Source organism: Bradyrhizobium sp. S3.3.6 (genome assembly GCF_040546905.1).
GTDB lineage: Bacteria > Pseudomonadota > Alphaproteobacteria > Rhizobiales > Xanthobacteraceae > Bradyrhizobium > Bradyrhizobium cytisi.
Genome location: NZ_JBEPOT010000012.1, coordinates 29,518 through 46,140 on the forward strand (window position 1 = coordinate 29,518; position 16,623 = coordinate 46,140).

Below are 16,623 nucleotides of genomic sequence, written 5' to 3' on the forward strand. Positions count from 1 at the left end.
CCTACTGCCCCAGATACTTCTTCATCTCCGCGATCAGCCCCTCGCGCAATTCCGGCCGCTTCAGCGCGTAGGCGATGTTGGCGCGGAGGAAGCCGGGCTTGGAGCCGCAATCATGGCGTTCGCCCTCGAACTCGACGCCGTAGAATTTTTGCGACTTGGCGAGGCCGATCATGGCGTCGGTGAGCTGGATCTCGCCGCCGGCACCGCGCTCCTGGGTCTCGAGGATCTTGAAGATCTCGGGCTGGAGAATGTAGCGGCCGGTGATCGAGAGGTTGGAGGGCGCGGTGCCCTTGGCCGGCTTCTCGACCATGCCGTCGACCTCGAACATCTTGCCGGTGCGTTTCCCGACGCCGCAGATGCCGTATTGATGGGTGAGATGGTCGGGCACCGCCTCGACCGCTATGACGTTGGATTTTTCGCCGAGCTTGCTTGCCGTCTCGATCATCTGCTTCAGGCAGCCGGGCGTGTTGAGCACCAGCTCGTCGGGCAGCACCACCGCGAACGGCTCGTTGCCGACGATGTCGCGCGCGCACCAGACCGCGTGACCGAGGCCGAGCGGCGCCTGCTGGCGGGTGAAGCTGACGGCGCCGGCTTCTGGCTGGTTCTGCGCCAGGATCTCCTGCTCGGCCTTCTTGCCGCGCGCAGCGAGCGTCGCATCGAGCTCGAACATCTTGTCGAAATGATCTTCGATGACATTTTTGTTGCGGCCGGTGACGAAGATGAAGTGCTCGATGCCGGCTTCCCTCGCCTCGTCATAGACGTACTGGATCAGCGGCTTGTCGACGATGGTGAGCATCTCCTTCGGCATCGCCTTGGTGGCGGGCAAAACGCGGGTGCCGAGGCCGGCGACGGGGAACACAGCTTTGCGGATTTTCATGTGATTGATCGAATACCTTGAGGCACACGTGAAAGAAGCAATGGTATCTTGCTAGCCGTTTTGCAGCCGGTAACAAAGGCGGATGTAGGGCTCCCGCTCAATGAATTCGAGAAAAAGGTGACCGGCAAAATTTCACCTTTGTTAAGATATTGGCAACCGTAACGAGGCCTCCTGATGGCTGATTTTTGGCCGGACGGGTGAGACATGAGGCAATTGGTGACAGCGGTAACTCTATCTTTGACCGGCGCGACAATGCTCGCGGCCGCGCTCCTGTTCCCCATGTCCGCGCAGGCGCAAGGGCAACAAGCGCAACAAGGGCAAAACGGCCTGTCGAACCTGTTCAGCGGTATTTTCTCCGGCCCGAATCCGGCGCCCTCGCAAGCCGCGCCCGGCCCCGGCGGTGCCCAAACGGGAGCTCAGCCTTGGAGCGGCGAGGACGGCGCCTCCGGCCATCCGCTGATGACGGCGGCCGCGATCCGCGAGGCGGCCGGCAATTTCGACAATTGCGTTGCCGGGATGTGGCCTGATGCCGCACGCCGCAACATCACGCAGGAGAATTTTCAGCGCTTCACCGCAGGGCTTTCGCCCGATCTGCGCATCATGGACCTGATGGACTCGCAGCCCGAATTCAGCAAATCGATCTGGGACTATCTCGACATCCTCGTGAACGATAACCGCCTCGCCAAGGGCAAGGAAGTCCTCGCCAAGTACAAGGCGCAGTTCGACGCGACCGAGAAGGCCTACGGCGTCGACCGCTATGTCATCGCCGCGATCTGGGGCATCGAGTCCAATTATTCGACCCAGATGGGCGACCGCAGCGTGCTGCAATCGACCGCTACGCTCGCCTGCGTCGGCCGCCGCCAGGCCTACTTCAAGGACGAATTCCTCTCCGCGCTGGAGATCCTCAACCGCGGCGATCTGCGCCCGGAGCAGATGCGCGGCTCCTGGGCCGGCGCCTTCGGCCCGACCCAGTTCATGCCGACCGCGTTCAAGCGCTTTGCCGTGGACGGCGACGGTGACGGACGGCGCGACGTCGTCGACAACGCAAGCGACCTGATCGCCTCCACCGCCAACAATCTGAAAAAGGACGGCTGGCAGAGCGGCCAGACCTGGGGCTTTGAGGTCTTGGTGCCCGAGGGCTTCAACTACATGCTGGCCGATCGCGCCAAGGCGATGACGATCGCGCAATGGGAAAAGCACGGGCTCAAGCGGCCGACCAACCAGCCGTTCCCGCATCCGGCGGAAAAGGCCTACCTGCTGGCGCCGGCCGGCGCGCAGGGGCCCGGCTTCCTGATGCTGCAGAATTTCCGGGTCATCATGAAGTACAATCCGGCCGAGGCCTATGCGATGGCGATCGGCCATTTCGCCGACCGGCTGCGCGGCGGCCAGCCCTTCGTGCAGCCCTGGCCGCGGCAGGAGCGGGAATTGTCGAGGGGCGAGCGGCTGGAACTCCAGCAACTGCTGGTCCAACGCGGCTTCTACAAGGGCACCCCGGACGGCCAGTTCGGCGGCCAGACCCGGGACGCGCTTCGCAACTTCCAGGCCTCGATCGGGGCGCCCGCCGACGGGTTTGCCTCCTCCGACGTGCTGGACCGACTGCGCGGGCGGTAAAATCGCGCCGAAAGTAACCCTGAAGCGGGATTTTGGCCGATCTCCGTTATTGCCCCAAAGAATCTGCAAGAGAATTTGCCCGTTTGGCGCCCGATTCCGTTATTATATCGAGACACATCCAGACCCTGTTGCGCGCGCCCGAGATCGCATGTCGAAGCCAAAATCTTTCTTCAAGGCGCTGACCGAGACCGGCCCGTTGATCGCGCTGGGGACGGCGCTTGCGATCATGGTCGGGGTCGCGGCACCGGCTTCGGCGCAGTTCTTCAACTTCCCCGGCTTCGGTGGCCCGCCGCAGCGCCAGGCCCCGCCGCGCAGTGGGGGCGGTTGGTTCGGCGGCGATTTCTTCCAACCGTTCCAGCAGCAGCAACAGCAGGCCCCGCGCCAGGATTTTTCGCGGGCGCCTTCGCCCGCCAAGCGCGAGACGATCCCCGACAAGAACGTGCTGGTGATCGGCGACGCCATGGCCGACTGGCTCGCCTACGGCCTGGAAGACGCCTACACCGAGCAGCCCGACATGGGCGTGATCCGCAAGCACAAGACGACGTCCGGCCTGATCAAATACCAGCCGAAGGGTGAGCCCTCGGATTGGACGGCTGCTGCGAAGGGAATCCTCGAGACCGAAAAGCCCGAAATCATCGTCGTCATGCTCGGCCTCAACGACCGCATCTCGATCCGCGAGCCTGTCGCAGACAAATCCGACAAGGCGACCGACAAGGACAAGAAGAACGACAAGGGCGCAAAGGCCAAGCCGCCGGCCAAGCCCGGCGACGCCAAGCCCGACACCGCCGCCAAGCCTGACGACAAGCCAGTGGACACCGACCTGCCGCAGGACGATGCCGATAACGCCGATGCGCCGGCCGCCGCGCCCGAAAAGACCGCGCGCAATCCGAACGGCCTCTACGAATTCCGCGACGACCACTGGGTCGAGCTCTACAGCAAGAAGATCGAGGAGCTCGCCAACGTCCTCAAGGCCAAGGGCGTGCCGGTGCTCTGGGTCGGCCTGCCCGCGATCCGCGGACCGAAGGGCACCGCGGACATGCTGTTCCTGGATTCGCTCTATCGCGAGGGCGCGGCCAAGGCCGGCATCACCTATGTCGATGTCTGGGACGGCTTTGTCGACGAAGCCGGCCGCTTCCTGCAGAAGGGCCCGGATTTCGAAGGCCAAATCCGCCAGCTGCGCAGCGGTGACGGCGTCTACTTCACCAAGCCGGGTGCGCGAAAGCTCGCCCATTATGTCGAACGCGAGATCACGCGCCTGCTGGCGGGACGCTCCGGCCCGATCGCGCTGCCGAGCGAGCCGGGGACGCCGGACACCAGCGCCGAGCCCGGCAAGCCCGCGCCGCGGCCGCTCGCGGGTCCGATCGTGCCGCTGGTCGCGGCCTCGATCTCGACCGATCAATTGCTGGGTGGACCGGGGACGCGCCCCGCCGCCGTCGATGCACTCGCTGCGAAGACGTTGGTGAAGGGCGAGCCGCTGGCAGCGCCCGCAGGCCGCGCCGACGATTATGCCTGGCCGCGCCGCGAAGTTGGTCGCGAGCAGGCCAAGGGCGATACGCCGATGGCGGCGACGACGCCTGAGGGTGGTGCTTCGGCTCCCGGCACGCCGGGCGCTGCCGCTGCAATCGCACCGCCCAAGCTCGCACCGAAGAAGCCGGCGCCGCAGCAGCAGCCGGCTCAGGCGACGCCGTCAATTCGCGATTTCTTCGGCTTCGGCGCGCCGCAGCCACCGCCGCGGCAATTCGCGCCGGCCCCGCGCAATCCGAATCCCAATCCCGCGATCCCGCGTCCGCCCGGTAACGTCGGGCGTTCGGCGGAAGTGTTTCGCTAGTCACCGTCATTCCGGCACGCTGCTTGGCGCGAACCCGGAATCCATCGTGCCACAATCAATGTCGATACATGGATTCCGGGCTCGCGCCCAAAGGCGCGCCCCGGAATGCCGGCTCAGCCGTAATAGCGCCAGCGTGGCGGCGGGCGACGGGCGGGACGCGACATCAGCAGCGCGAGCGCGAAGCCGATGCCGCCGGCGACGAGCAGCGCGCCGAGCGGGTTGTCGTGCACCTTCTGCGCGATTGCCTGCGAGCCATCGCGGAACGTGTCCTGGCCTGCTTCATAGGCCTCCTTGGCGTAGTTCGCGGCGGTGTCCGTAGCATCGCGCGCCGCATCTTTCGCCTGACCGTACAGGTTCTGCACGGTGCCGGCGGCCTCGCGCGCCTTCCCTGAAGCCTGGGTCTTCGCGTCTCCGGCCATCTCGCCCACAGTGCCTTCCACGCCGCCCGCCATTTCCTTGGCTGATCCGATAATCCGATCCGCGTCCATGATAATCCTCCTCGGTGATCAGCCGGAGTAACCGATCAGAAGCAACGCGGTTCCGTTGCATGCCTAGAGAATGAGCCCGCCATCGACGACCAGTGTCTGGCCGATAATGTACGACGACAATGGCGACGCCAGGAACAGCGCCGCCCCTGCCATGTCGGCCGGCGTGCCCAATCGCCGCAGCGGAATGCGCGCCAGCGCGCCTTCGAGCCGCTTGGGATTGTCGGTCGTCACCTTCGTCATCTTGGTGTCGACGAGACCGGGCGCGATGCCGTTGACGCGGATGCCGTCCTCGGCCCAGGCCTCGCCCAGCGTCCGCGTCAATCCGACCGCGCCGGTCTTCGACGCGTTGTAGGCGGGATTGCCCATGGTGGAATGATAGGCCGCTGTCGACGACACCATGATCAACGCGCCCTTCGCATCCCGCAACATGGAATGAAATCGCGTCGCGCACGCCATCAGGCTCATCAGGTTGATCTCGACGACCGTGCGAAAGCCCGCCATCTCGAACTCGCCGCGGCGATAGATCACCGCACCTTGCGCGAGCACCAGAATATCGAGCCGGTCGAACGACGGCTTGAACGCTTCGATCGCGCTCGCATTGCTGACGTCGAGCTGCGCGTAAGCAAGACCGGTGAGATCGGAGCCCTCCTCCGCCGAATATTCCGTGGGCCGAGCACGCGTGCCGCACACCGCAACATGCGCGCCCCTCGCGCGAAAAGCTTGCGCGATGCCGTTGCCGATTCCGCTTGAACCGCCGACGACAAGAACCTGCTTGCCTGAGAAATCGAGCTCGTTCGCCATCGCGGCCTCCCCTTTTGTCTTGCTTGTTTGACCTGTCTGCGGATCGATGCAAGCCTTGTCGATCTCGGAACAAGAAACAAGAGCCCAAGGCCGGCGCCGTGATCCCCGGTCGACGGCGGGTTGATGGCGCGGAACGCGTAAGAGCCATGCACGCCCGGCGTTGACATCAACCGGCCTCGGAGTAGCTTTTTCACCGACAGAGCGGGGCCAACCGCTCGCGGTTCGCGGGAGAGACGCCATGACGATCGCCATCCGGCAGCTTCAGAAGCATTTTGTCGGCGAGGTTTCCGGCCTCGACCTGCGACGGCCTCTCACACCGGATGAGGCTCGCGAGGTCGAGGCCGCCATGGACAAATACGCGGTGCTGGTCTTCCACGACCAGGACATCAACGACGAGCAGCAGATGGCCTTCGCGCTCAACTTCGGTCAACGCGAGGATGCACGCGGCGGCACGGTGACGAAGGAAAAAGACTACCGGCTGCAATCCGGCCTCAACGACGTCTCCAATCTCGGCAAGGACGGCAAGCCGCTGGCAAAAGACAGCCGCGCGCACCTGTTCAATCTCGGCAACTGCCTGTGGCATTCCGACAGCTCGTTCCGCCCGATCCCGGCCAAATTCTCGCTGCTGTCGGCGCGCGTGGTGAACCCGAAGGGCGGCAACACCGAATTCGCCGACATGCGCGCGGCCTACGACGCGCTCGACGACGAAACCAAGACCGAGATCGACGACCTCGTCTGCGAGCACTCGCTGATGTACTCGCGCGGATCGCTCGGCTTCACCGAATATACCGACGACGAGAAAGCGATGTTCAAGCCGGTGCTGCAGCGGCTGGTGCGGACCCATCCCGTGCATCGCCGCAAGTCGCTGTATCTCTCATCGCATGCCGGCAAGATCGTCAGCATGAGCGTGCCGGAGGGACGGCTGTTGCTGCGCGATCTCAACGAGCACGCGACGCAAGCAGAATTCGTCCACGTCCACAAATGGAAGCTGCATGATCTCGTGATGTGGGACAACCGCCAGACTATGCACCGCGTCCGCCGTTACGACCAGTCGCAGCCGCGCGACATGCGCCGCGCGACGGTGGCGGGGACCGAGCCGACGGTGCAGCAGCAGGCGGCGGAGTAGGCGCGCGTCAACAACTGCTGTCATCGCCCGGCTTGACCGGGCGATCCAGTACTCCGAGACGGTTGCGAGAATCGATAGGCCGCGGCGTGCTGGATGCCCCGCCTTCGCGGGGCATGACAGCGGAGAATGAGGCTACGCGTGCCCGGCCTCGTTCGACAGCATGCCGGGATCGATGCCGATCTTGCGCAAGGCGCGGCCGTATTTCTCGTCGACGTCGTCGCCGAAGATCAGATCCGCATCCGCGTCGCAGTGCAGCCAGCCATTGCTCTGGATCTCGGTCTCGAGCTGGCCCGGCGCCCAGCCGGCGTAGCCGAGCGCGAGGATGGCGTGCTTGGGGCCGGAGCCATTGGCGATCGCGCGCAGGATGTCGACGGTCGCGGTGAGGCAGACGCCGTCATCGATCCGCAGCGTCGCGTGCTCGATGTAGAAATCGCTGGAATGCAGCACGAAGCCGCGGCCGGTGTCGACCGGGCCGCCGGCCAGCACCTTCATGCTTTCGGCATTTTGCGGCAGCTTGATGTGCTCGCCCTTCTTGACGATGCCGAGCTGCTCCAGCAGCTCCGGGAAATCGATGCTGCCGGCCGGATGATTGACGATGATGCCCATCGCACCCTCGGCCGAATGCGCACAAAGGTAAATCACCGAGCGCTCGAAGCGGGAGTCGCCCATGACAGGCATCGCGATCAGGAGCCGGCCGTCGAGATAGCCGGCCGAATTGGGGGGCGCAGGGCCCGCGCCGCGGGTGCTTTCGCCCGTCCTCTTGCCTGTGGGAGCCATGGATAAAGCACTCCGGGTTCAATTCCTATCCTGATGTCGGGCCGACCTGCTGTCAAATCAAGGCTTGCAGAGACTTGAATCAAGTGCATCCATCACAAGCAATTCAATGGTTTGCCCCGGAACGACCCTGTAAAGACGTGCCATGCTGACAAGAGTTCCCCTGCATGCGGCGATTGGCGTCGCGACAACCTTGCTTGCGTCGTCGCTGGCGATGGGTGCCCATGCCGGCGATGCTTCACCGTGGCAGCGCGACGGCCATTCCGCGGTGCGGTTGCTCGCGGGATCGCGCAGCGGCGCGGTCCTGCTCGGCGGTATCGCTTTCCAGCTCCAGCCCGGCTGGAAGACCTATTGGCGCATGCCGGGCGATTCCGGCGTGCCGCCGCGGTTCGACTTCTCCAAGTCGGACAATGTCGAAACGGTGACCGTGATGTGGCCGGCGCCGCTGAAGTTCGACGACGGTGCGGGCGGCCATTCGATCGGCTATCACGACCAGATCGTGCTGCCCTTGCGCATCGTCGCCAAGGCCGCCGACAAGCCGGTGACGCTGCGCGCCGAGATCAACTACGCGGTCTGCGAAAAGCTCTGCATTCCCGTCGAGGCCAATGTCGAGCTCGGCTTCAACAACGTCGCCTCGACCGAGGATGCCAATCTGCGCGCGGCACTCGACACCGTGCCGAAGCCTGCCACAATCGGCGATGCCAATCCGCTGACCATCCGCGACGTCAAGCGCGACGGTCCCAAGAACGTGGTGGTCGACGTCGTTGCGCCTGAGAACAGCAACGTCAATCTGTTCGTGGAAGGGCCGACGCCCGAGTGGTCGTTGCCCATTCCTGATCCGGTCGCGCACAGCCCGCCCGGCGTGAAGCGATTTTCCTTCGAGCTCGACGGCTTGCCACCGGGCGCCAAGCCCGACGGTGCAGCTCTGAAGTTCACGCTGGTGGGGGCGGAGAAATCCTACGAGTTCAATACGAAGTTAGAGTGACTCTGAGTTGCCGTCCCGGACAAGCGCGCCTCAAGCGCGTGCAGATCTGGAACGACATCGAGGATGGGCGCACACCCAACCGAATCTTAACGAATCCTTGCTAATCCCGGGGACCACCGCATCAAGCCTGCCGGAGCATGCGGGACGCCCGGGGATCTCGACGTGGCCGTGATGGATGCAGAACCCGCAACGACCAGATCGGCCGGGCTGATCGCGCGGCTGCGCGCCAGGCTGACGGGCGGCTCGAGCGAAGCGTCGCTGACCCGGCGGCTGGCCGGCACCATCTTCATCATACGCGTCATCAGCGCGGGCCTCGCCTTTTTCTCGCAGGTGCTGCTCGCACGCTGGATGGGGACCTCCGACTACGGCATCTATGTCTATGTCTGGACCTGGGTGCTGCTGCTCGGCAGCATGATGGATTTCGGCATCTCGGCTTCCGCGCAAAAGATCATTCCCGAATATCGCGCCAGCGGGGACCATGCGCTATTGCGCGGCTTTCTCTCCGGCAGTCGCTGGCTCACCTTCGCCGTCTCCACGCTGGTCTCGCTCGGCCTTGCCGGAATTGTCAAACTGATGTCGCCGTGGATCGATCCGGCCGAAGAGCTGCCGCTCTATATCGGTTGCATGACGCTGCCCGCTTTCGTCGTCGCCAACACCCAGGACGGCATCGCGCGATCGCACGACTGGATGCAGCTTGGGTTGATGCCGCAATTCATCATCCGCCAGGCGCTGATCATCGGCATCACGGCCTGCGCCTTCCTGCTCGGCTATCATCTCGGCGCGATCGCCGCGATGGTGGCGAGCGCCGGCGCCGTGTGGATCGCGATGACCGGGCAGATGGTGGTGCTGAACCGCAGGCTCGCCGATCACGTCGCGCCCGGCCCCAAGGCCTATGACATCAGCGGCTGGCTCGCGGTCTCGCTGCCGATCATGCTGGTCGAAAGCTTCTACCTGCTCTTGTCCTACACCGACGTGCTGGTGCTGCAGCAGTTCCGCCCGTCCGACGAGGTCGGCGTCTATTTTGCCGTGGTGAAGACGCTGGCGCTGGTGTCCTTCGTCCACTATGCGATGTCGGCAACGACGGCGCATCGCTTCGCCGAATACAATGCGCTCGGAGACAAGGCGCGGCTGTCGGCCTATGTCGCGCACGCCATCAACTGGACGTTCTGGCCGTCGCTGGCGGCGACCGCCGTGCTGCTCGCGCTGGGCAAGCCGCTGCTCTGGCTGTTCGGGCCGCAATTCGTGGTCGGCTACGACATCATGTTCGTCGCCGCGATCGGCCTCGTGGTGCGCGCCGCGATCGGCCCGGTTGAGCGCCTGCTCAACATGCTCGGGCAGCAGAAGATCTGCGCGCTGGCCTACGCGCTGGCCTTCGCAATGAATGTCGTGCTCTGCATTGCGCTGGTGCCGCGCTTCGGCGGCCACGGCGCCGCGGCCGCGACCTCGATCTCGCTCACCTTCGAGACAGTGCTGCTGTTCTGGATCGTGCGGCAGCGCCTGGGGCTGCACGTGCTGGCGTTTGGTAAATAGGTACGACGCGCTCGTCCTGGGCCGCCCCCTCGGGGAATGGCTGTTTCGCAACGACCCCAAGGACAGCGCGAAACACCTGCCGATTTCCAGCTCGGAGCACAATTTTTCTTATTCCACCCAAGCAGTTGCGCCCTGGGGGAAATTTATTCTACGTCGTATTGCCCAACTGACGAGATAAATCTAGATTCCCCCAGACCATGATTGACCCGCTTTACGTCGCCTCGGGATTCGGCGTCGGCCTGCTTGTCGGGCTGACCGGCGTAGGAGGCGGCTCGTTGATGACGCCGCTGCTGATCCTGCTGTTCGGCATCCACCCGACCACCGCCGTCGGCACCGACCTGCTCTATGCCGCCGCCACCAAGACCGGCGGCAGCGTGGTGCATGGCTGGTCGCGCAGCGTGCACTGGCCGGCCGTGCTGCGGCTTGCCTGTGGCAGCATCCCGGCGAGCGCATTAACGCTGCTGGTGCTGTGGAAGCTCGATCTCAGGGGCGATGCCGAGCGCAATCTCGTCAATCTGGTGCTGTGCTTTGCGCTGATCCTGACCGCGACATCGCTGATCTTCCGCAAGTCGATCATGGAGCGGTATCGCCGGCGCACGGAGCAGGTCAGCGAGCGCACCACCCTGATTGCGACCGTCGTGACCGGGGTCGTGCTCGGCGTACTGGTCTCGATTTCGTCCGTCGGTGCCGGTGCGGTCGGCGTGACCGTGCTGCTGCTGCTCTACCCGCGCCTGCCGATGGCAACCATCATCGGCTCCGACATCGCGCACGCGGTGCCGCTGACGCTGGTGGCCGGCATCGGACACTGGATGCTCGGTTCGGTCGACTGGGCCTTGATGGGCGTGCTGCTGCTGGGCTCGCTGCCCGGCATCATCCTCGGCAGCTACAGCGCGACGCGCGTGCCGGAGACGGTGTTGCGTGTGGCGCTCGCCAGCGTCCTCGTCGTGGTCGCCGGCAAGATCATGTTCGCGGAGCTGAACCTGCAATCGGCGATCGTGACGGCTTTGGCCTGGAGCCATTGAGGCCCGACCAAGGGACGGAATCGTAGGGTGGGCAAAGCGAAGCGTGCCCACCACTTTTTTCGATCGGAGAAAGATGGTGGGCACGGCGCTGGCGCGCCTTTGCCCACCCTACAGGTGTGTCGTCCGGGACAAGGAGTGCGCCGTTACTCCGCGGTCCAGCCGCCGTCGATCGACAGATTGGTGCCGGTGATCTGCGCGGCATCGTCGCTGCACAGGAACAGCGCAAGGGCCGCAACCTGTTCCGACGTCACGAACTCTTTGGTCGGCTGGGCATCGAGCAGCACGTCATTGATGACCTGCTCGCGGGTGAGATTGCGGGCCTTCATCGTATCCGGGATCTGCTTCTCCACCAGCGGCGTCCAGACATAGCCGGGGCTGATGCAGTTGCAGGTGATCTTGTTGGTCGCGACTTCCAGCGCCACGGTCTTGGTCAGGCCGGCGATGCCGTGCTTGGCCGACACATAGGCCGACTTGAAGGGCGAGGCGACCAGCGAGTGCGCCGACGCGGTGTTGATGATACGGCCCCAGCCCTTCTTCTTCATGCCGGGGACCGCGGCGCGAATGGCGTGGAAGGCCGAGGACAGGTTGATCGCGATGATCTGGTCCCACTTCTCCGGCGGGAATTCCTCGATCGGCGAGACGAACTGGATGCCGGCATTGTTGACGAGGATGTCGACCGAGCCGAAAGACTTCTCGCCGAGTGCGATCATCCCGGCGATCTCGGCCGGCTTGGTCATGTCGGCGGGCGAGTAGACCGCCTTCACGCCGAAATCGGACTCGATCTTGGAGCGCTCCTTCTCGATGTCCTCCGGCGAGCCGAACCCGTTGATAACGACATTGGCGCCGGCAGCCGCAAAGGCGCGCGCATAGGCGAGCCCGATGCCGCTGGTCGAACCGGTCACGACGGCGTTTTTGCCTGACAGAGTACCCATATTATTCGCTCCTTTTTGGCGGGGGCGCGGTGACGTCCCCCGTGAGATCGTAGGTCACCATGGTCTCGCCGGACTGCGGCTTCTCGAGCCAGTCCTTGTGGCGCATCGACAGATGCACGTCGCGCACGCCGCTTTCCCAATGCTCGACCATCGCGACATGCGAGAAGTCATAGTCCTTGGACGAGGATTCGTAGTTCTTGCTGCGATAGATCAGGTGCACCACGGTGACGGTGCTTTCGCGCGAGACCTTCGCGAGGAACTCGACGGACGGATCGTTCTTCAGATAGTCCGGCAATTTGCCGATCAGGTCGCGCACGGCCCGGCGGGCGTTGTGGATCTGCTTGTTCTTGTCGGTGTTCATCCGCGTGCGGCTGGAGAAACGGATGTCCTTCTCGCGCTCGGTGGCCTCGATCAGCGAATTCGGCAGATCGCCGCGCGCGCTGAACAGGTCGACCTGGAAGATCAGCATGTCGCGATCGACCTCGGCATCGAGCACGAAGTCGAGCGGCGTGTTGGAGGCGATGCCGCCGTCCCAATAATGCTCGCCCTCGATCACGACCGACGGAAAGCCCGGCGGCAGCGCGCCGGAGGCCATGATGTGCTCGGGGCCGATTTTCTTGCCGAGCTTCTTGAACTCGTAATTGTCGAAATATTTGAAGTTGCCGGAGCTGACTCCGACGGCCCCGACCGACAGGCGGGTCTTCAGGTCGTTGATGCGGTCGAAATCGACCAGCCGCTCCAGCGTCTTCTTCAGCGGCGCGGTGTCGTAATAGCTTTCGGCCTGCGGGCTGCCCGGCGGCCAGAGCGGCGCTGGAGGGATGCGCGGTGTGAAGAAGCCGGGCACGCCGAAGGTGGCGATCAGCGCGGCGCTGGTCGAATTGAACAGCTCGCGGCTGTGGTCGCTCTTGCCGATCGGCTTCCACGGCACCGGCGCGGAAACCATCTCCCAGAATTCCTTGAGCCGCTTGACGCGGGTGTGGCCCTCATTGCCGGCGATGATGGCGGCATTGACCGCGCCGATCGAGATGCCGGCAACCCATTCGGGCTCAAAATCGAAATGGCACAGCGCCTGATAGGCGCCGGCCTGATAGGAGCCGAGCGCGCCGCCGCCCTGGAGAACCAGGACACGTTGCGCCTTCGCGGGGACTGTTGCGACTTCCGGGCTATGATCGGTCATTCGGGAACATTAGCAGAAGGCGAGCCACCGTGGCGACAGTCTGCCGCGACTTCAATGCATCCCGGGATCAAGTCTGGCTTATCGGGGGTCGGTCGATGCCAGGATCATGGTCCAGAACACCTTGTATTTGGTGCCCGGAGCATAGCTCGCCGCTATGCCCAATTTTGTGACACCGCCCTTGAGCATGTTGGCGCGGTGCGGAGGCGAGTCGCGCCAGCCGGAAAACGCTTCCGCCAGTGTATGATAGCCGGCCGAGATGTTCTCGACCGCCACGGTCGCGGGATAGCCGCCGGCGACAAGACGCTTGGCGAGCGGCGCGCGGACGTCGTGGTCCATCTTGTTGGCTGCAGCCATGGCGTTGGACTGGGATTCGGCGAGCCGCATCAGATCGGGGTCGACGATGACGGTGCCGAGAGCGTTGTTCTGGCGGTACTGCGAGATCATGATCGCGGCCGCCGGCGCATCGAGCTTGGCGCCCGGGACCGACATGTCGGCATACATCGACGGCTGCTGGACCGGCGCTTCATTGCCGGCGCAGCCGGCGAGAAGCAAAGTGATGAGAATTGCGGCCGCAGCACGCATGAATCGGGGCCCCCAAATGAGGGGCCGTTGTTGCATACCAACCGTGGCTGAAAGGTGAATTTTGAGGAAAATTCGACCTGTCGGGACCCGCTCAGGTGCCCGCAAATATGCGATAGCGGCGGGGCTCGAGGCCGATCGTGTCGCCGGCGCGCAGTTCCCGGTCGCGGGGAGCGTCGATCTCGATGGTCTCGCCCCCTGACAATGCGACCTCGGCTCGCTGCACGGGGCCGAAATTCCGGACATGCTGAACCGCCCCCTCGAAGGCGCCCGAACCGGGCGGACCGACCAGCATGTCGTGTCGCCGTACGAACAGTTTTGACGCGCCAGGCGCAAGCCCGTCTGCGACAAGCCGCAGCGGCCGGTCGCCGAGCCTGATGACGCCGCCCTCGACCTGGATCGGCAGCTCGATGGATTCGCCGATGAAGCCGTGCACGAAGGCGGTTGCCGGCGTCTCGTAGACGTCGTCGGGCGAGCCGATCTGCTCGATCCTGCCCTTGTCCATCACCACGACGCGGTTGGCGACTTCGAGCGCCTCTTCCTGGTCGTGGGTGACGAAGATCGAGGTGACGTTGATCTCGTGATGCAGCGAGCGCAGCCATTTGCGCAGCTCTTTCCGCACCTTCGCATCGAGCGCGCCGAAGGGCTCGTCGAGCAAAAGGATGCGCGGCTCGATCGCAAGCGCGCGGGCCAGCGCGATGCGCTGGCGCTGGCCGCCGGAGAGCTGGCTCGGATAGCGGTCGGCGAGCCAGTCGAGCTGCACGAGATCGAGCAGCTCCTTGACCCGGGCGCGGATCGTCGCATCGTCCTTCCGGACTGCGCGCGGCTGCACGCGCAGGCCGAAGGCGACATTCTCGAACACGCTCATGTGGCGGAACAGCGCATAGTGCTGGAATACGAAGCCGACATGGCGCTCGCGCGCGCCCTGCGCCAGCGCATCCTCGCCGTTGAAGGCGACTTCGCCTGAGTCCGGCCAGTCGAGGCCAGCGATGATCCGCAGCAGCGTGGTCTTGCCCGAGCCGGAGGGGCCGAGCAGAGCGAGCAGCTCGCCGTCATTGACCTTGAGGTCGACGCCGTCGAGCGCCGCAAAGCTGCCGAACTTCTTGACGAGATTTTTGACTTCAATGGTCATTGACGTCGTGTCCTTCGTCGAGATGACGTTCGAGAATGGTCTTGGCGATCAGCGTGATCAGCGCCAGCATCGCCAGCAGCGAGGCGATCGCGAACGCGGCGACGAACTGGTACTCGTTGTAGAGAATCTCGACCAGCAGCGGCATGGTGTTGGTCTCGCCGCGAATGTGGCCGGAGACGACGGAGACCGCACCGAACTCGCCCATCGCGCGCGCGTTGCAGAGCAGGACGCCATACAGCACGCCCCATTTGATGTTGGGCAGCGTGACGCGGAAGAAGGTTTGCAAACCGGAGGCGCCGAGCGAGATCGCAGCCTCTTCCTCTTGCGTGCCCTGCTCCTGCATCAACGGGATCAGTGCGCGCGCCACGAACGGGAAGGTCACGAAGGTGGTGGCGAGCGCGATGCCGGGCACCGCGAACAGGATCTGGATGTCGTGATCCCTCAACCAGCCGCCGAAATAGCCTTGCGCGCCGAACAGCAGCACGAAGACGAGGCCGGAGATGACCGGGCTCACCGAGAACGGCAGGTCGATCAGCGTGATCAGGAAGGTTTTTCCTCTAAACTCGAATTTGGCGATCGCCCAGGCGGCGACGAGGCCGAACACGAGGTTGAGGACGACCGAGATCGCCGCGACCAGCAGCGTCAGCTTGATCGCAGCCAGTGCCTCCGGCTCGGCGAGTGCGTCGAAATAGGCCAGAATACCCTTCGAGAAGGCCTGCGCGAACACCAGCACCAGCGGCAGCACGACGAAAACGGAGAGAAATAATATCGCCAGCGTGATGATGGCGATGCGCACCGCCTTGGGCTCGGTGCGGAGATTGTTGCGCGCGGCTGCGGCATGCGCGCGCGCCTTTGCCTCGGGCGAGGACAGCGAAACGGAATCGGCGATCTGCATCGTCATCGCATCCCGCCTCAATGCACCGGGACCCGGTTCTGCGCCCAGCGCTGCAACCGGTTGACCGCGAAGATGACGACGAAGGAGACGATGAGCATGACGACGGCGATCGCGGTCGCGTCGGCATAGCGGAACTCGGACAGCCGGATCACGATCAAGAGCGGCGCGATCTCGGAGACGTTGGGCAGATTGCCGGCGATGAAGATCACCGAACCGTATTCGCCGACCGCGCGCGCAAAGGCGAGTGCTAGCCCCGTGAGCAGCGCCGGCGCGAGCGAAGGCAGGATCACGCGGATGATGGTCTGCCAGCGGCTGGCGCCGAGGCTACCGGCTGCCTCCTCGATCTCGGGGTCGAGATCCTGCAGCACCGGTTGCACGGTGCGGACCACGAAGGGAATGCCGATGAAGATCATGGCGACGAAGATGCCGAGCGGCGTGAACGCGACCTTGATGCCGAGCGCGGCAAGCGGCGCGCCCAGCCAGCCCTTCTCGGCAAACAAGGAGGTCAGCGCGACACCGGCGACGGCGGTCGGCAAGGCGAACGGCACATCGACGATGGCGTCGAACAGCCGCCGGCCCGGGAAGCGGTACCGCACCAACGCCCAGACGATGATGCTGCCCATTACGAGATTGACGCAGGCCGCCGCAAACGCGAGCCCGAAGGAGACGCGGAGCGCGTTCAGGGTGCGGCGGCTCGAGAGGATGTTCCAGAATTGCTCGGGGCTGAGCTCGAGCGACTTCAGGAACAGCCCCGCGAGCGGAATCAGGATGATGACGGACAGCCAGGTCAGCGTCAGTCCCATCGTGAGACCGAAGCCCGGCAATGTCCGGCGTCGTGCTGCGATTGCGCTCACCAGGCCCCCTGT

The 16,623-nt window shown here is 64.5% G+C and carries 16 protein-coding genes; 6 read left to right on the plus strand and 10 right to left on the minus strand.

The window, feature by feature from the left end; genetic code table 11:
- Position 1 precedes the first annotated feature (1 nt).
- Positions 2 to 877: a UTP--glucose-1-phosphate uridylyltransferase GalU gene (gene galU, locus ABID59_RS28445; protein WP_148756370.1), complete on the minus strand. Its 876-nt coding sequence runs from the start codon at positions 875 to 877 to the stop codon at positions 2 to 4.
- A gap of 252 nt (positions 878 to 1,129) precedes the next feature.
- Between galU and ABID59_RS28450 the strand changes: the two genes are divergently transcribed.
- Both ABID59_RS28450 and ABID59_RS28455 read left to right on the plus strand, forming a co-directional pair.
- Positions 1,130 to 2,488 (plus strand): lytic murein transglycosylase, encoded by a 1,359-nt coding sequence (locus ABID59_RS28450; RefSeq protein ID WP_502916837.1) that lies wholly within the window; start codon positions 1,130 to 1,132, stop codon positions 2,486 to 2,488.
- A 148-nt stretch (positions 2,489 to 2,636) separates the two neighbouring features.
- Positions 2,637 to 4,316, plus strand: a complete 1,680-nt coding sequence (locus tag ABID59_RS28455; RefSeq protein WP_148756371.1) for an SGNH/GDSL hydrolase family protein — start codon at positions 2,637 to 2,639, stop codon at positions 4,314 to 4,316.
- Positions 4,317 to 4,429: 113 nt separating this feature from the next.
- Here ABID59_RS28455 and ABID59_RS28460 read toward each other — a convergent pair whose 3' ends face one another.
- Positions 4,430 to 4,804 (minus strand): CsbD family protein, encoded by a 375-nt coding sequence (locus ABID59_RS28460; protein WP_354032390.1) that lies wholly within the window; start codon positions 4,802 to 4,804, stop codon positions 4,430 to 4,432.
- A 63-nt stretch (positions 4,805 to 4,867) separates the two neighbouring features.
- Entirely contained in the window at positions 4,868 to 5,605 is a 738-nt protein-coding gene (locus ABID59_RS28465) for an SDR family NAD(P)-dependent oxidoreductase (protein ID WP_354085577.1), read from the minus strand.
- A 238-nt stretch (positions 5,606 to 5,843) separates the two neighbouring features.
- Here ABID59_RS28465 and ABID59_RS28470 point away from each other — a divergent pair, with 238 nt between their 5' ends.
- Positions 5,844 to 6,731, plus strand: coding sequence for a TauD/TfdA dioxygenase family protein (locus ABID59_RS28470; RefSeq protein ID WP_354085578.1), 888 nt, complete (start codon positions 5,844 to 5,846; stop codon positions 6,729 to 6,731).
- A 132-nt stretch (positions 6,732 to 6,863) separates the two neighbouring features.
- Here ABID59_RS28470 and ABID59_RS28475 read toward each other — a convergent pair whose 3' ends face one another.
- Entirely contained in the window at positions 6,864 to 7,508 is a 645-nt protein-coding gene (locus ABID59_RS28475; protein WP_148755234.1) for a YqgE/AlgH family protein, read from the minus strand.
- A gap of 142 nt (positions 7,509 to 7,650) precedes the next feature.
- Here ABID59_RS28475 and ABID59_RS28480 point away from each other — a divergent pair, with 142 nt between their 5' ends.
- From ABID59_RS28480 to ABID59_RS28490, 3 genes are all read left to right on the plus strand, one after another.
- Positions 7,651 to 8,490, plus strand: a complete 840-nt coding sequence (locus ABID59_RS28480) for a protein-disulfide reductase DsbD domain-containing protein (RefSeq protein ID WP_354085579.1) — start codon at positions 7,651 to 7,653, stop codon at positions 8,488 to 8,490.
- A gap of 162 nt (positions 8,491 to 8,652) precedes the next feature.
- Complete coding sequence (locus ABID59_RS28485; RefSeq protein ID WP_502916834.1) at positions 8,653 to 10,020, plus strand: oligosaccharide flippase family protein; 1,368 nt, start codon at positions 8,653 to 8,655, stop codon at positions 10,018 to 10,020.
- Between the two features lie 197 nt (positions 10,021 to 10,217).
- Positions 10,218 to 11,042, plus strand: coding sequence for a sulfite exporter TauE/SafE family protein (locus tag ABID59_RS28490; protein WP_148755237.1), 825 nt, complete (start codon positions 10,218 to 10,220; stop codon positions 11,040 to 11,042).
- 143 nt (positions 11,043 to 11,185) lie between these two features.
- On the opposite strand, the gene ABID59_RS28495 is transcribed toward ABID59_RS28490, so the two are convergent.
- The 6 genes from ABID59_RS28495 to cysT form a co-directional block, all read right to left on the minus strand.
- Complete coding sequence (locus tag ABID59_RS28495) at positions 11,186 to 11,974, minus strand: 3-hydroxybutyrate dehydrogenase (protein WP_148755238.1); 789 nt, start codon at positions 11,972 to 11,974, stop codon at positions 11,186 to 11,188.
- A gap of 1 nt (position 11,975) precedes the next feature.
- On the minus strand, positions 11,976 to 13,151 hold the full coding sequence (locus ABID59_RS28500; RefSeq protein ID WP_148755239.1) for a DUF3734 domain-containing protein: 1,176 nt from the start codon (positions 13,149 to 13,151) through the stop codon (positions 11,976 to 11,978).
- Between the two features lie 78 nt (positions 13,152 to 13,229).
- Positions 13,230 to 13,733: a CAP domain-containing protein gene (locus ABID59_RS28505; RefSeq protein WP_354032395.1), complete on the minus strand. Its 504-nt coding sequence runs from the start codon at positions 13,731 to 13,733 to the stop codon at positions 13,230 to 13,232.
- Between the two features lie 91 nt (positions 13,734 to 13,824).
- Positions 13,825 to 14,862, minus strand: coding sequence for a sulfate/molybdate ABC transporter ATP-binding protein (locus tag ABID59_RS28510; protein ID WP_354085581.1), 1,038 nt, complete (start codon positions 14,860 to 14,862; stop codon positions 13,825 to 13,827).
- The gene (gene cysW, locus ABID59_RS28515; RefSeq protein WP_148755242.1) at positions 14,852 to 15,763 is read right to left on the minus strand and encodes a sulfate ABC transporter permease subunit CysW; all 912 of its coding nucleotides are present in this window, start codon (positions 15,761 to 15,763) and stop codon (positions 14,852 to 14,854) included. Before cysW ends, ABID59_RS28510 begins: the two co-directional genes overlap by 11 nt.
- An 11-nt stretch (positions 15,764 to 15,774) precedes the next feature.
- Positions 15,775 to 16,611, minus strand: a complete 837-nt coding sequence (cysT, locus tag ABID59_RS28520; RefSeq protein WP_187435321.1) for a sulfate ABC transporter permease subunit CysT — start codon at positions 16,609 to 16,611, stop codon at positions 15,775 to 15,777.
- Positions 16,612 to 16,623: the final 12 nt, after the last annotated feature.